This is a genomic window from Microcoleus sp. B4-D4 (assembly GCF_036705185.1).
Classification (GTDB): Bacteria; Cyanobacteriota; Cyanobacteriia; order Cyanobacteriales; family Microcoleaceae; genus Microcoleus.
This window is the reverse complement of sequence record NZ_JAUBTX010000012.1, coordinates 42,438-56,799: the sequence shown is the minus strand read 5'-3', so window position 1 is coordinate 56,799 and position 14,362 is coordinate 42,438. Positions and strand designations below refer to the sequence as shown.

At 46.8% G+C, this 14,362-nt stretch carries 8 protein-coding genes; 2 read left to right on the top strand and 6 right to left on the bottom strand.

The features are described from left to right. Nucleotides 1–158 precede the first annotated feature (158 nt). From QUB13_RS12285 to ribBA, 5 genes are all read right to left on the bottom strand, one after another. Nucleotides 159–1,574 (bottom strand): sensor histidine kinase, encoded by a 1,416-nt coding sequence (locus tag QUB13_RS12285; RefSeq protein WP_333380989.1) that lies wholly within the window; start codon nt 1,572–1,574, stop codon nt 159–161. 248 nt (nt 1,575–1,822) lie between these two features. Further along, nucleotides 1,823–2,374 (bottom strand): heme NO-binding domain-containing protein, encoded by a 552-nt coding sequence (locus tag QUB13_RS12280; protein ID WP_333380987.1) that lies wholly within the window; start codon nt 2,372–2,374, stop codon nt 1,823–1,825. Between the two features lie 651 nt (nt 2,375–3,025). Further along, complete coding sequence (locus tag QUB13_RS12275) at nt 3,026–4,762, bottom strand: ATP-binding protein (RefSeq protein WP_333380985.1); 1,737 nt, start codon at nt 4,760–4,762, stop codon at nt 3,026–3,028. A gap of 431 nt (nt 4,763–5,193) precedes the next feature. Further along, on the bottom strand, nt 5,194–6,633 hold the full coding sequence (locus tag QUB13_RS12270) for a pentapeptide repeat-containing protein (RefSeq protein ID WP_333380983.1): 1,440 nt from the start codon (nt 6,631–6,633) through the stop codon (nt 5,194–5,196). A gap of 29 nt (nt 6,634–6,662) precedes the next feature. Continuing rightward, nucleotides 6,663–8,378 (bottom strand): bifunctional 3,4-dihydroxy-2-butanone-4-phosphate synthase/GTP cyclohydrolase II, encoded by a 1,716-nt coding sequence (ribBA, locus tag QUB13_RS12265; protein ID WP_442922162.1) that lies wholly within the window; start codon nt 8,376–8,378, stop codon nt 6,663–6,665. A 718-nt stretch (nt 8,379–9,096) separates the two neighbouring features. Here ribBA and QUB13_RS12260 point away from each other — a divergent pair. Further along, nucleotides 9,097–10,521 (top strand): DUF4339 domain-containing protein, encoded by a 1,425-nt coding sequence (locus QUB13_RS12260; RefSeq protein WP_333380979.1) that lies wholly within the window; start codon nt 9,097–9,099, stop codon nt 10,519–10,521. A gap of 310 nt (nt 10,522–10,831) precedes the next feature. On the opposite strand, the gene QUB13_RS12255 is transcribed toward QUB13_RS12260, so the two are convergent. Continuing rightward, nucleotides 10,832–13,135: a PP2C family protein-serine/threonine phosphatase gene (locus QUB13_RS12255; RefSeq protein ID WP_333380976.1), complete on the bottom strand. Its 2,304-nt coding sequence runs from the start codon at nt 13,133–13,135 to the stop codon at nt 10,832–10,834. A 760-nt stretch (nt 13,136–13,895) separates the two neighbouring features. On the opposite strand from QUB13_RS12255, the gene QUB13_RS12250 reads away from it, so the two are divergent. After that, nucleotides 13,896–14,198 (top strand): hypothetical protein, encoded by a 303-nt coding sequence (locus QUB13_RS12250; RefSeq protein ID WP_194011901.1) that lies wholly within the window; start codon nt 13,896–13,898, stop codon nt 14,196–14,198. Nucleotides 14,199–14,362: the final 164 nt, after the last annotated feature.

The following is a 14,362-nucleotide window of genomic DNA, read 5'->3' as shown; positions in this document are numbered from 1 at the left end:
GGCTGTTGGGCATTTAAATTGTAAATTTCAATGCCATATTCCCCTCTCCCAATCTCCCTCTCTCCCAATCTCCCCCTCTCCCCCTCTCCCAATCTCCCCCTCTCCCCCTCTCCCCCTCTCCCCCTCATAGGCACATAATTCTTGAGGGCGATCGCAGCTTAAAAGCTGGCTTGGATCCCACCAGCCCTATTTTTTTGCTTCAAGGGAATTTCAATGCAAAACTCCGCTCCCTCTCCCGGTACACCAACAGGGCGAATCAACCCCTGATGTTTCAAAACAATAATCTGGTAACTGATCGAGAGCCCCAAGCCTGTACCCTGACCTACAGGTTTTGTGGTAAAAAAGGGGTCAAACATTCGATCGCCAACTTCTTTACTAAATCCCGGCCCGTTATCGGAAATTAACACTCTGGCGCGATCGTCCGCCGGCAAAAGTTCCGTGCGAATCCGAATCTGAGGGCCCTCCTGCTTCTGGCTTTCTAAAGCATCTACCGCATTGCCAAGTAGATTGACAAACACCTGATTGAGCTGTCCTGGATAACATTCTATAAGTGGCAGAGGGCCATATTCTTTAATCACTTCAATTTCCGAGCGGCCATTATTTGCCTTGAGGCGATGTTGCAGTATTAGCAGGGTACTATCTAGCCCTTCGTGAATATCGACAAACTTCATTTCCGCTTCGTCTAGGCGAGAAAAATTACGCAGCGACAGCACGATATTATGAATTCTGTCACCACCCACCCGCATGGAAGAACAAAGCTTAGGCAAGTCTTCATCTAAAAAATCCAATTCAATTTCATCTGCATAAGCTTCAATTTCCGGTGCAGGATTGGGATTGTATTTTTGATACAGCTTGATCAGTTGCAACAATTCTTGAATGCGATCGCTAGCGTAGTCGAGATTACCGACAATAAAGTTGATGGGATTGTTAATTTCATGAGCTACACCAGCCACAAGTTCACCCAAGCTAGACATTTTAGCGCTTTGGATCAGTTGCGCTTGGGTTTGCTGCAATTCTTGGAGAGTTTTTTTGAGTTGTTGAGTTTGAGCCATAGCATTCGCCGCCTGTTCTGCTTCCTGTAATGCCGATCGCAATTGAGCTCGCTGTTTAGTTAATTTATCAGTGAGTTTTTTAGCATCCGCTAAGGCAGTTTTCTTTCCTTGCAACAATAAAAGCAAATCCACTACCCGATCGTGAAGAGCAAAATCGTTAATTGTCAGCCCCAGCGGGGTTAGATCCGCTAAGTCTTCGATCCAAGGAGAACCGAGGAAAAAGATAATTTCTGGATTTTCCGCCGGCACCATCTGCCCTTTGAGTAAGATTTTGCTGTGCAGGTATTCGATCAGAAACATCGACTCACACTTTTCTCGAATCACGTCAAATTCTACGGGAATCTTGGGGCGTTCGATCCGAAAGTGTTCCTTCAGGGAACTTCCTAAAGATAATTCCGGGCAAATCCTAGCTAAAACATCTCCCAAATGGATAATTTCAGTCTCCCGTTTCCGAAATACTAAATGAAATGGAAAAGCCTTTGCAAATATCAAAGGAGGAGAACTGAATGCAGGGGGAACCATAATATAGCTTTTCGAGGGAAAGATGAGGTAAGATTGGAGATTTTAGATTGGGGGATTGGGGGATTGAGGGATTGAGGGCTCTATCTGTCAATACCTCATTTTTGTGAAAACTGCTATAGCTCTTCGAGGAAAAGATGAGGTATGAGTGGAGATTTTAGATTGGGGAATTGGAGGATTGGGGGATTGGGGAATTGAGCAATTGTTAATTAATTCATGAATATCTCATGCTTGCGATCGAGGCTATAGCTTCAGTTAGATTTGTAGTGGATGGAGAACACGTCGCTATCTGCACCCTGAGTGCGATCGCTTGTTTGCTCAATTTCTACCTCTGTTTGGAATCGGCACGCCAAGCCTTTCAACAGCCCCTTCACCATTGGTGCCAACCCTTGCCGGTGAGAGTAATAGTGAAGTTCCATACTATTTTCGGAGTTGTCAGTACACCGAAACGAAGGCGGTTGAAGCTGGGGAAAATTCAACCCGACGCGGGCGTGGAGATTGTCGAGGTTGCCCAGAAACTCCCGCAGGTTATCTCCCGCGAGATCGAGGATTTGGGCGTAGCCTTCGGAAGCGGTATAGATTACCCAATATTCCCCGAAAGCCTGTAAAACCTCGTCTGGGCTCATTCCTAGCACTTCGCTTGCGGAGTGTACGAGTCGGTGAGTCAGATCGTCTGGATAAGCTTCCATTGTCATGAAAAAGTCAATGTCTACATCTGCTTTCTCTTTGATGGTTTCCCAAGTCTCTTCTCCGAAGCGAGAGCAAACCATTTCTTCGATCGCTTTGTTAACTAAACCGTACATTCACTGATCCTGCTCGTTATAGTTGTGTTTGTTTATACTGGGAATTCAACAGACTGGAATTTGAATATTTGCTACTTTCAAACTTGCGATCGCGCCGCAAAGCCACCCTATATTGTATCAAAAAATATATGGAATGTTGCAAAATTCCCTGACAATCGATTGTGACAGCCGAGAATGTCACAAGCCACTAATATAACTTAAACTCTGATTTGGGGTTTTCGTAAAGTTAGAGACGATCGCTCTTTCCTAATCCTAGCTGCTAAAAAATATTCAAATCCTTAGAACTTGCGTTTAAATGCCTAAATTTTATCTATCTTAAATTGTGGAAATTGAGGAGCGAGGATAGGAGGGGTGTAGATACGGGCTTCCTAGATGAGGGCTAATGTTATTGAACTGTCGATCGCCACACTTTCTCATTGATAATTCAATAGGCTTGGATTAAGATTGTCATTGCGAAGTACGAAGCAAATAAGAATGTCTTTTGTTCAGGGATTTTCCCTGTTGGAATCTCTTATACCAAGCCTATGGATTTATAATTCAGGCAAAAACTAGCTATTTCCTTCATGATTAGCGGGAGCCAATTTTTAGCGATTGGGATTAATTTACACTAAAAGTTACGTAATTCCTCCAATTAATCTAGGAGTTGTCAACCTAAAATCCCAGATCCATTTTAGCAGATTCCGCCTCTGCAAACACCTGTTCGTCCGGCATTTCTTGCCAGTCAATATCCCCGATTTCCCTGTAGAATTGCTCGTCGTAAGGACGAGTCTGCACGACTACGGGCATGGGTACGGCGTGCCCCAAAACTAATGCTTGCTGTTTCGAGTCTAGTTTCGACAAAACCGATCGCAAACTTTGGCCTCCTGAAACGCCGGTAAAGATAGCATCGATGTCTTTATCGTCGTTTAGCAAAGCTGTGATCCGGGTGCCGACTTGCGACATCACCTCGCCGTCGATACCGGAGGGACGCTGGTCTACAATTAGCAGGGTGACGAAGTATTTTCGCATTTCGCGGGCGATCGTACCGAAAATAGTCGATCGCACGATCGCCGGATCGAGAAAGCGGTGAGCCTCCTCAATAGTAATCACCAACGGCTGCGGGCGATCGCACGGATTCTTACTCTGCAAAAACTTCTCTGCTTTCTTCACGTAAGATGCGTGAATGCGGCGAGTAATCACATTTGCCGCCAACATATACGACAGCAAATCCGAGTGCGAACCAAACTCAATTACTACATTTTTCCCACTATCCAAACACTGCAAAACTTCAGTTACATAATTTTTAGGACAGCGTTGGCGAATGTATTTCAAATCATTTAAACGTTCTAATTTGCGCTGCAAAGCCATAATCGAAGATTTATTTCCCCGCTTTTCTTCGCAAAACATTTGGATGTCTTCATTCGTCATGTCCAACAACTTATTTATCCAGCCGCTTCCCAATTCGTTACGCAAAATAATTGCATTTTCGATACTAGCTTCCGACAAATTTAACTCCCGCTGCACCAGCGAGATATCTTCCACTTCAATTTGATCGAAACTCAAAAACAACTCTTGAGCGTCACGAACTCCCCGACGTTTTGTAGATTCTGGATCTAGCGTATAAATCTGAATTTTATCGGGAAACAACTGCCGCAAACCTTTAACAGTGCTAAATTGTTTTCCTTCGGAAACCGCTTCCCACCCGTACTCCGAGTGCATATCAAAAATTAGATTGACAGCAGCTTGCTTGCGAATAATTCCCGACAAAACCAAGCGCGTCAGAAAAGATTTACCCGTTCCCGACTTCCCAAAAACTCCGTTGCTGCGTTCCACAAATCGGTCTAAATCCAAGCACACAGGAACGTCCATGTCAATCGGTTTGCCGATCGCAAAATTGCGGCGGTACGGGTCATCTTCCCAGCCAAAAACCGCTCTAAAATCGCTTTCTTTGGCATCAAACACCTGGGAAAAGTGGCTGGGAATAGTTTTGACCGGCAGCAGTTCCATATCTGCCCCGCTTTGCGCCTCAAAAGAACCCAAATTGCCTAACGCCGCCGCCTTTTCAGGGAATCCCTTGCTTTTGGGATCGAAGATTGCTTGAGATTTTTCTTTTTCTGCACTCAGCATTAACATCGGCGAAAGCTCGATCGTACCGTAGGTGCTGCTACCTGCGAGCACTGCGATCAAAAAATCGTCGTTGGGGTTAGGAGGGTTGGATAAAATGCGTCCGCTGGATGTTCCCAGAGACACGTCAGTTAGCATACAGAAAAAGTGCGATCGCACCCCCCGCACTACTAAAAATTTCCCCACCCTCATATCTTCCACCGAAACATCAGCGTGCAGTCGCACTTCTAATCCCTTACTGAGGGAACCTTGAATCACAGAGCCTAACGGTTTGTCATTAGTCATTAGTTATTAGTTATTAGTTATTAGTTATTAGTTATTGGTTATTGTTTATTGGTTATTGGTTATTGGTTATTGGTTATTAGCTGATGTTATTTGGCGGCAGTTTTTGTCTTACAATAATTACTGGTTAAGTGTTACATGATGTTTTTTGTCCGCCTTTTTGAATTTACAGCTATTAGTTGTTAACTGCTAAGGCTAAGGAGCGAAAACTTAATAACTTAAGCACCTCCTACAGTCCTCCCGAAGCCGCGAGATAGAAGGAGGCAGAGCCTCCGCACCTGCATTACCAGGCAGAGCCTGGTAACGAGCAATACGAGCAATTAAGTTATTAAATTTTCATTCCTAACTAATGACCAATGACTAACAACTAACAACTAACAACTAACAACTAATGACTACTGACTAATGACTACTGACTACTGACTGCTGACTAATTACCATTCCGATTCTAATGACGGTTCAAAACAACTCGGACTCAGCTCTACATCGGTCAAATCTGTTTCGCTCAAATAAGCGTCGGTCAAAGATACGCCCTTCAAATGTGCACCTTTGAGGTTAGCACCTTTCAGGTTAGCACCTCTGAGATTAACTCGGAATAAATGAGCGTCGCTCAAGTCTACCTCAGTTAAATCTGCTCCCTCCAAATTTACTCTCATCAAATCTGCTTTTCTGAGGTCTGCTTCGTTTAACTTAGCGCCGCTGAGGTCGGCTTTTGTTAAGTCTACACCTCTCAAGTCTGCCCCGCTCAAATTAGCGAACAGCAAAGTAGCTCCGGTGAAATCTGTCCCCCTCAAATCGGCGTCGCTTAAATTAGCGCCGCTGAGGTCTGCCCTTGTTAAGTCTACACCCCGGAGGTCTGCAGAACTCAAGTTTACTTGGTGCAAAATGGCGCTGCTTAAATCGGCTCCTCTTAAATCTGTTCCCTCCAAGTTGGCACCTTTGAGGTAAGCTTTTTTTAAGCTGGCTCTGCTGAGGTCTGTATTTTTGAGATTGACCGAACTTAAGTTAGAATTGCTCAAATTAGCTCCGCTTAAATCCGATCCGTTTAAGTCGGCTCCGGTTAAGTTTACCCCTTGCAGCGATACATTGGGAGCAATTAAATAAGCTCCGCCGAGACGGAGGTCAATTCCTTCTGAAAACAATGTTTGGTTGCTGTAAACAGCTTTTTCTAAAATGGTAGAGATCAAACTGGCTTCCCTCAAATCTGCTCCGCTGAGGTTGGCTCCTGCTAAGTTTGCCCGATCAAGCTTTGCTCCAAATAAAATAGCTTTGTATAAGTTTGTCCGCCGCAAATCGGCTCCCTTTAAATCCGCTTCAGTCAAATCTACCATAATCAGATTTAATCCTGGGAGCGACGCATTGGGAGCCAGCAAAAATGCTCCCATTGCGGCTGGATTGATATCGTCAGGAAAAATTGTCCGGTTGTTGTATACGGCTTTGTCTAAAATCGCGCCGGTCATCTGAGCACCGCGCAAATCGGCTCCGCTGAGGTTGGTTCTGGTTAAGTTGGCTTGGAGGAGATTTGCTCCAACTAAATTGGCCTTGATCAAACTTGCGCCTTTGAGGTTGGCTTGATGGAGTTCGGCTCCTACCAGAGTAGCTTCTCGGAGGACAGCACCGGTCAAATCGGCTTTGGTGAGGTTGGCTACATTGAGCAGTGACTCAGTTAAATCGGCCCCACTGAGATTTGCGCCGGTCATATCTGCTTCGATCAGGTCTGCATACCTGAGAATAGCGCCTTTGAGGTTGGTTTCTCGGAGGTCAGTGCCTCTAAGGTTGGCTCCTCGGAATTCCGCACCGCTAAGGTTGGTGCCTTTAAGCGCTTGTCCCCGGAGGTCGAGCCGGTGCAGAAAGTCACCAACGTTCATGTCCATCTCAAATTCGCTCTCTTTAAATGCTGAACCTAGCTTGACATTCCCAGGCCTGAATCGGGAATAGCCGAAAAACTATAAATTGTTTGGGGTTGAAGCTTGGCGCAGGCGGACGCGACTTGTGCTAGGGGGAAGGTTTCTCGATCGATCCCTACTTGCAGGGTTTTGAGCGGGTCTCCACCGGAGGAAACCAGGAATTCTAATGTTTGCAAATTGGGATCTTTGCTGATGGATTGAAGAATTTGCCCGATCGCCTTGACATAAGGATGGTTTTGGTCTTTGTACCAGTCCGGGGCTGCGAGTCCGGCTTGATCGAAGCCGAGGTGAACGATCAGAGAGCCTTCTCCAAACAAAGCTACGCCCACCGGCCGCGCTTCTTCTTTCAGCACCAAATCTTGGCTGGCCGCCAATTCCCGTAGTTTTTCCAAGTGTCCGTACCGATTTTGGATGGCAGAATCTTCCTCTTTTCCATCTTCCCTCGAACCTCTTCCTTCTTCCTTCTTCCTTCTTCCTTCTTCCCTCGAACCTCTTCCTTCTTCCTTCGCTTCGTTCCACTGAATCGCCACTGTTACTAAATAAGTTTGCAGCAGCATATGACCGAGTTTTTCGGCTTTTGTTGCCAAATAAATCGAGTTGTAATCTGTGGCTTCTATCAGTAACGGGACGCGATCGGCTACTTCTATGCCGTAACCTTTCAAACCAGCAATTTTGCGAGGGTTGTTGGTAATCAATCGAATTTTTTTCACCCCCAAATCGTTGAGCATTTGCGCTCCAATGCCGTAGTTGCGAAGATCGGCAGGAAAGCCCAACCGCTCGTTAGCTTCTACGGTATCGTATCCCAAATCTTGCAGCGAGTAAGCTTTTAGTTTATTGACCAATCCAATGCCCCTACCTTCTTGGCGCAAGTAAACTACGACACCAGAACCAACATTTTCGATCATTTTCAGCGCTGCTTGTAGCTGCATCCGACAGTCGCAGCGCAGTGAACCCAAAGCATCGCCGGTCAGACATTCCGAATGCACTCGCACCATCACGGGTTTGTCCTTAAATTCTGCGGGGTCGCCCTTGACAATAGCAACGTGTTCTGAATCGTCTTGAGTGTCGCGGTAGGCATAAATCATGAAATTGCCGAATTCTGTGGGCAATTTGGCGACTGTTTCGCGGCGGACAAACCGATCGTACTTGAGTCGGTAGCTAATTAAGTCAGCAATGCTGATGATTTTGAGGTTGTAGGTTTTAGCGTACTCGATTAATTCCGGCAACCTCGCCATCGAACCGTCGGGGTTTTGAATTTCGCAGATGACGCCGCTGGGATAGAGGCCCGCGAGTCTGGCGAGGTCAACCGAGGCCTCGGTGTGGCCGGCGCGTTTGAGAACGCCACCGTCGATCGCCCGCAGCGGGAAAATGTGACCGGGACGGCGCAAGTCTTGAGGTTTAGTGTCCGGGTGAATCGCAACTTGGATGGTGCGGGCGCGGTCTTCGGCGGAGATGCCGGTACTGACGCCGTTAACTGCATCGATGCTGACAGTGAAGGCTGTTTGATTGTTGTCCGTGTTTTTGCTGACCATCAGGGGCAGTTCCAGGCGATCGAGCCTGTCGCCGCTCAAGGCCAGACAAATCAAACCCCGGGCGTTCACTGCCATAAAATTGATATTGTCGGGAGTGGCGAATTGGGCGGCACAAATCACGTCGCCTTCGTTTTCGCGATTTTCGTCATCGACTACTACCACCATCCGGCCTGCTTTCATGTCTGCGAGGGCGCTGTCGATTGAATCAAATTGAAATTGAGTTGAGGTGTTGTTGTAGGACACTGAGAGTTCAAGCTATAAACAGTATTGTTATCGAAATAGAATGTATGTTTGATTGTAACCTTTTGTTTCCGGCGCGGTCGTTGCCGGAGCTAAATTAATTTAGCACCATTTTATCGCTTACATACTATAAACATTGCTATTTGTCAATCAAAAAATGACCCAAGTATTTCATCAGGTCAACTAATATCGCGAAGATTTTAGACAAACCGTACTTGCAAGCTCCTAATTGCCTAATTTGCAATACACCTTTTTCACTCACAAATTATCTAAAATTATTTGCGTCGATCGGGGTCAATCTGCCTTTAATCGGCGCTTGATGTATTAATCGAGGACTTATGCAATACAAATTTAATATCGATTGTCTTGATGCTAAAACCGCAGATAATTGCAGATAAACACAGATAACTTTGAGATTGTTTTTGACTGAATGGAAAAAAACTAATGTTTCCCGACACAACCCTAGCGGTGGGAAGATTTAACGCTATAGCAGTTCGATCGCGTGGTGAGGTATGCCCTATGCCCTGTTTGGCCAATCCCTCCGCTTCGCTCCGCCCAATGCCCTGTTTGGCCAATGCCCAATCCCGGATAGTACCTCATACCAGAGCACAGAAAGACTATAAATCAATTGCCGCAGGTCAAGTGTAGTGGGACAATATTGAAATCCGTTCCCATTGTCGCCATCATGAATAACTGGCCCAAGTTTCTTCCCTATCCTGCATCATGGGCAAAAGGGTTTGCCTTAAGCATTGGCTTTTGGCTGATTATTTGGGTGCTGCTGCCTAGATATTATTACTACTACTACAGATTTAACACAGCGTACTGGCGCAGCATCAGCAATTCTGATTTTGAAGGTGCGATCGCCTTTGCTTGGTTGTGTCAGATACCGTTATTTGCTTTCTACCATTGGGGCTTAAGTAAATTTGCTGAGTGGGTGGAAATCCGCCGCCACAGTCACTCGCCGACAGCAACAGTATCGGCTTGGCTGCACTGGAGGGAAGGCATTATCGCATTTGCTACGCTGCCTGCTGCTATTGTTATGGGAATTCCGGCGATCGCCCTTTTCATGGTGCCGATGGGAAATTCTTCGGGCGCGCTGGTTGCTTTAATTCTAGGAAGCGCGATCGCATCTACTTATTTGTATCACTTTCGCTTTGCCAATCGAATCAAAATTCTGGTCAAATTCCTCGGAATTTTCTATAGCTATTTGCTAAAGATATTGGAAATCCTGTTTGTGCCAATTCTGACTGGTACTCCGTTTTTTTTACTAACTATTGTCACGGCCGAAATGGTGCCAATAAAGCTACTGCCGCTGACAACTTTTCTGTTAGTTGTTTGCGTATTTTGGAGCGGTATAGTTGGATATGCAGTTTGGCATCATTGGTCGGCGCATTTGCTTAATTGGGCTGCGACATGGTGGCCCGCTGACTCTCCCGGTTACAGTCACATTCAAGCTAGAAAAAGTTGGAAACACAATCAAACAGCAGCGATTCAATCTTTTGTTCGCCATACAACGAGTTGGCATTTAGCTGCTAATGATGCTACCTATCTAATTTATTTCAATCTGATCGCGATCGTATTTGGTGCGATCGGTTATCGGATGTTTGGAGAACCTTCAGAATGGTTAAAAGCAGAAGAACAGATTTTAGGATATATCGTGGCGCTAGTTTGGGTTGTGCTGTGGCATTTCTGGGGTTCGCGTCGCGAAGTAGACATTGCTAGGGGTCAGCCATCAGTTAAAACTTCAGCTAAAAGCCGATCGTCCAATGCTAATTTATCCGATCCAGATCCAGTTGAAGTCGAACTCAACCAGCTTGCAGCCGAGTTGGGCAATACTCGGATGAGGCCTGTCAGAAAGTCAACTTCACCACCTCAAAAGCGATCGTCACCAACGAAAAAGCCCAAACCAGAACAGGCTCAATGGTACGTATTCCGCAGCGGTAAAGCCGAGGGGCCTTATACGAAAAAGCAATTGCGAGATGTGCAGAAGATTACCGATCGCACCAAAGTACGGCTGGGCGCAGCCGAGTGGCAGCGCGCGGGTGAACTTCCAGAATTAGCGACATATCTCACTCTAAAATAAAGCGCGTGACAGTTCGTAGTGCGGACTTCAGTCCGCTCCATTTCGCGGACTAAAGTCCAATACGGTTCACTTAAGAAAGATCCCCCCTAACCCCCCTTAAAAAGGGGAGTAGGGGGTGGGACAAGAATACCCTCAAAGTCCCCCTTCTTAAGGGGGATGCGAGGGGGATCTCCGGGGCATAAATATGTTAAGTGAACCGTATTGGACTAAAGTCCGCACTACGAACCAATCTGAAGAAATATCCTTGATTGCGAGTAATTAACCAAATTTGGTATAACAAAAAAAACTAATCAGCGATGACCGACGAGAATTAATTAGAATTGGGAGTTGAGTCATAACCAACAGCGCATTTCCCCTGTTGAGTGGGGTTGGGAGTTGGGTTAATTGCTACTTTAGAAACGGCATCTTTTTCCTGAATCCATCCGATTTCTCCCGCTTGCAGTTTGGCGGTTTCTACTGCAACTGTTGGCTTAATATCCGGCGAAGGCGAGGGACTGGCCGCAGCGGGAGATGGACTGATTGTTGGTTGGGAAACAGTAGAGAAATCTTTATTTGATTTTGGTTTGGGAGAGTTCGACGGCACTATTGCAGGAAGCGAACAAACTTTTAATTCCAGCCAATTACCTTGAGGCGTAAGCTGTTTGTTTGTCACCTGCAAAACGCTGCCTGCAGGGACTGTTCCTTTGACAGTCAACTCACCGATTGCCGATCGCAAATCCAAGCGATCGCCCGAAGCGCCCAATTCCCCACTACCAGAATTTTTGAGTTCTACAAAGGAGCCTTTTTCTAAATAATTGAGTTCAGAAGATACTGGTTGAACAGTTTTCTCCGGCTCGCTTCGAGCATTAATTAAACCGCGTTTACCGAAAATCGACTCCCCGGCAGTATCGATCGCCCGACCCACCGGAGGAATGAAAAAATAAGCAAATACACCTCCCAAACCTAACAAAAAAACTATTTTTACTAACAGCGAAAATAGACTTTTGCCTCTGTCTGGCGGCTGTATTAACTGCGTTTTTAGTTGAGAATTAGCCTCGATCAGGGCTGTGCTGCCGGTCAAATCGGTTGGCATATCTTCGGCGTCGGGCATTAGTTCGATCGGCACATCTAAAGGTGCGACAGACAATTCTGTCAAAGTATTGCCATTGTCCTTCAAATGTGCTTGACAGTGAATTAAAGCCACGGTGACGTTATCGTGACCGTTTTTGGTATTAGCAATCTCGATCAGTCGATCGCGCGCCTTCGCCACATTAATGCTACCGTCGAGAATTGGCAAAATTTCCGCTTCCCAACATTCCTCAACCCGGTCTTTATCGCTCAAACCGTCGGAGCACAGCAGAAAAACGCAATCCTCATCCACCGGAAATCGCTGCACTGTCGGGTGCAGAGTGTTGGAGGAAGTAATGCCCAAAGCTTGAATCAGAGCGCCGGCGGCGACTTGTTCCAAAGCATCGCGGTATAGCGAGTAACCCAAACGCACCTCACGACAAGCTACATCGTCATCGAGAGTAACTTGATAGCAGCCGGTGCGGGTAATCCAGTAAGCCCGACTGTCTCCGACGTGGGCGACGTAGACTTCGTGAATGTGAGCTAAACCCATGACTAGGGTAGTGCCCATTCGCTGGCGGCCTTGGCGGTTTTCGCTGTCGTTGCGACTGGCTATCTTGTCGTTAGCGGCACAGGCGGCCCGTTCGAGCTTGGAAGTCAGGCTCAGCGGGTCCCAATTAGCTTGATGCAGGGGAAGAAGCTGCAATTTTTCCTGAAGTACAGCAATCGCCAATTCCGAAGCGACTTCGCCGCCGTCTTGTCCGCCGATACCGTCGCAGACGATCGCGCAAGCCGACACGCCCGGGAGTCCGGCAAATACCGTACCGTCCGGCGGATAGCAAGCATCTTCGTTATGAGCCCGGGCTCGGCCCACATCTGTGCCCGTAGCAATCTCAATGTGACGATCGTAAAATCGGCCGGATTTTGCCAGAGCTTTATCCAACTGGCCCATGAGTTGTTCGCCTTGGCGCACTTGACCGGCGACCATTTGCTGGCAAAGTTGCCTCAAAAAATTGGCAATCGTGGGGTCAGCATCATCGATCCACTGCTGCCACAATTTGCCCAACTGCGACAAATTAGGCGGTTTGCGATCGGGCTGCAATTCCAGAAACCTGACTAACTGGCCCGACACCAGCAACAGTTCGGGAGTCAGCAGGGTGGAAGCCACGCCCTGAGCCATACAAGGCTGCCACAACTTGGCAATTTGCCACAGCCAATTGAGCTGTCGCATGGCGGAGGCTCCTTTCCAGGAGTCTGCCAATTCCGGCATTAAAGATTCCGTCACCTTCACAATAGGCGCGTTTTCCAGCAGCCAGATATCTCCTGAGAGTTTGCTCGTCTGGGACGATATCAGCCCGTATACTTGAGGTACGTGCAACTGATAGGCAAACAATCTCAAATAAGGAACGATCGCGCTCGGAATCTCTTCGGGCAGTTCCGGCAACTGTTCGGGTTGAGTATCGACAAGAAGCCGATCGCGCTTGACCAAATAGCGACCTCCGATTAGATCGCCTGGTTTACACGCTTTGATCCCTTCACCTACAGCCCACAGGTAGTGTTTTGGCATAGAGTTTTGCATAAGGGTTCCTGACGCCTTTGGGCCGTGCCGATCTGAACTATTTTAGCCCTTGAATCTCGACAGGTTGATATGTGGCGATTATATGACACTCCCGTTTTTTGTGCAGAGGGAGATTCTTAAGACTTTGCAGTCCTAATTTCTTGGTTTTTTTGGTTCCCAGGCTCATCACTTTTGCACTTTTGTGTGCGCGGCGATATTTTCTGAAAATTTTTTAGTTTTGACTTTCGCTTTGTACTCAAAGCAACAGTCTACCATTTTGTTGACCCCCGGATAAATCTGGCGATCGGCTTTCAGGAATCGACGCTGGCGCGACACCAGCCCAGGTCAGGATATTGCTGAGACTGACAGCCGACGAAGCAATCGCAGCCCTCAAGCTAACTGAGATTTTAGACGAACTCTGATGCTAGGATGCAGATATAGGCTTTTGAAATCTCATATGAGTTACTATGCGGCAAACCGGGCATTGGCCAAACAGGGCATACCTCACTACGCGATCGAACCGCTATACGTAGAAATACCCTGAGCTTTTAGGTATAAATAAACATATATTCTCGGTTTGGTCGATCGGGCGATCGGTGCCTTGTAGCCGAGCGCGGGCAAGTCAAGTTAAATTTAACCTGAGCCTGAGACGCATACAATCCCGCCCAGATTCATCCGTGGAATCAATTTCTAAGCGAAAATCTAAAATCTAAAATCTAAAATCTAAAATCAACTGACCGACAATCAGTAAGCTGTTAAATTTTTAACCATGCCCCTACATGAGTCCAGCGCCTTTGGCGATAATTTACGCGATCCGAAGCTGCTACCTCCTGTTGAGGTAGACGAAATGCTGACTAGGATTCAGCATTCTCACGGTTTTTATTACAAAGTGATGAATCTTGAAGTTTGGGCGCTGGTGGAAACCTTGGATCAGATGTTTCCCGGCGCTTGGGGTCAGTTTATGACTAACCGCCAACTTGCAGTAAAGCAGTTTTTGGCTCGCGATCCCAATTGTGCGATCGATCCGAATGACAGTGGGAAAGACGCAGAAACCAAGGGAACTGAAGAATAAGGATCGGGAAATTCGGCGTAATCGCAGCAGTGCGGGAATGGGATTGTCAAGAATTTAACGGCTCAATGTTGAGGTTCGAGGGGAGAAAGAAGAGGAAATAGGGATGATTTTTCCGATCGGACTCTCTCCCACTCTTCCCTCTCCCCCAATCGCTATTGCACCCT

Bases quoted from the DNA above. Each gene is read 5' to 3' on its own strand.
- QUB13_RS12270 (WP_333380983.1), bottom strand. From the start codon at position 6,633: ATGGACATGAACGTTGGTGACTTTCTGCACCGGCTCGACCTCCGGGGA.
- QUB13_RS12255 (WP_333380976.1), bottom strand. From the start codon at position 13,135: ATGCCAAAACACTACCTGTGGGCTGTAGGTGAAGGGATCAAAGCGTGT.
- ribBA (WP_442922162.1), bottom strand. From the start codon at position 8,378: ATGAAAGCAGGCCGGATGGTGGTAGTAGTCGATGACGAAAATCGCGAA.
- QUB13_RS12275 (WP_333380985.1), bottom strand. From the start codon at position 4,762: ATGACTAATGACAAACCGTTAGGCTCTGTGATTCAAGGTTCCCTCAGT.
- QUB13_RS12280 (WP_333380987.1), bottom strand. From the start codon at position 2,374: ATGTACGGTTTAGTTAACAAAGCGATCGAAGAAATGGTTTGCTCTCGC.
- QUB13_RS12250 (WP_194011901.1), top strand. From the start codon at position 13,896: ATGCCCCTACATGAGTCCAGCGCCTTTGGCGATAATTTACGCGATCCG.
- QUB13_RS12285 (WP_333380989.1), bottom strand. From the start codon at position 1,574: ATGGTTCCCCCTGCATTCAGTTCTCCTCCTTTGATATTTGCAAAGGCT.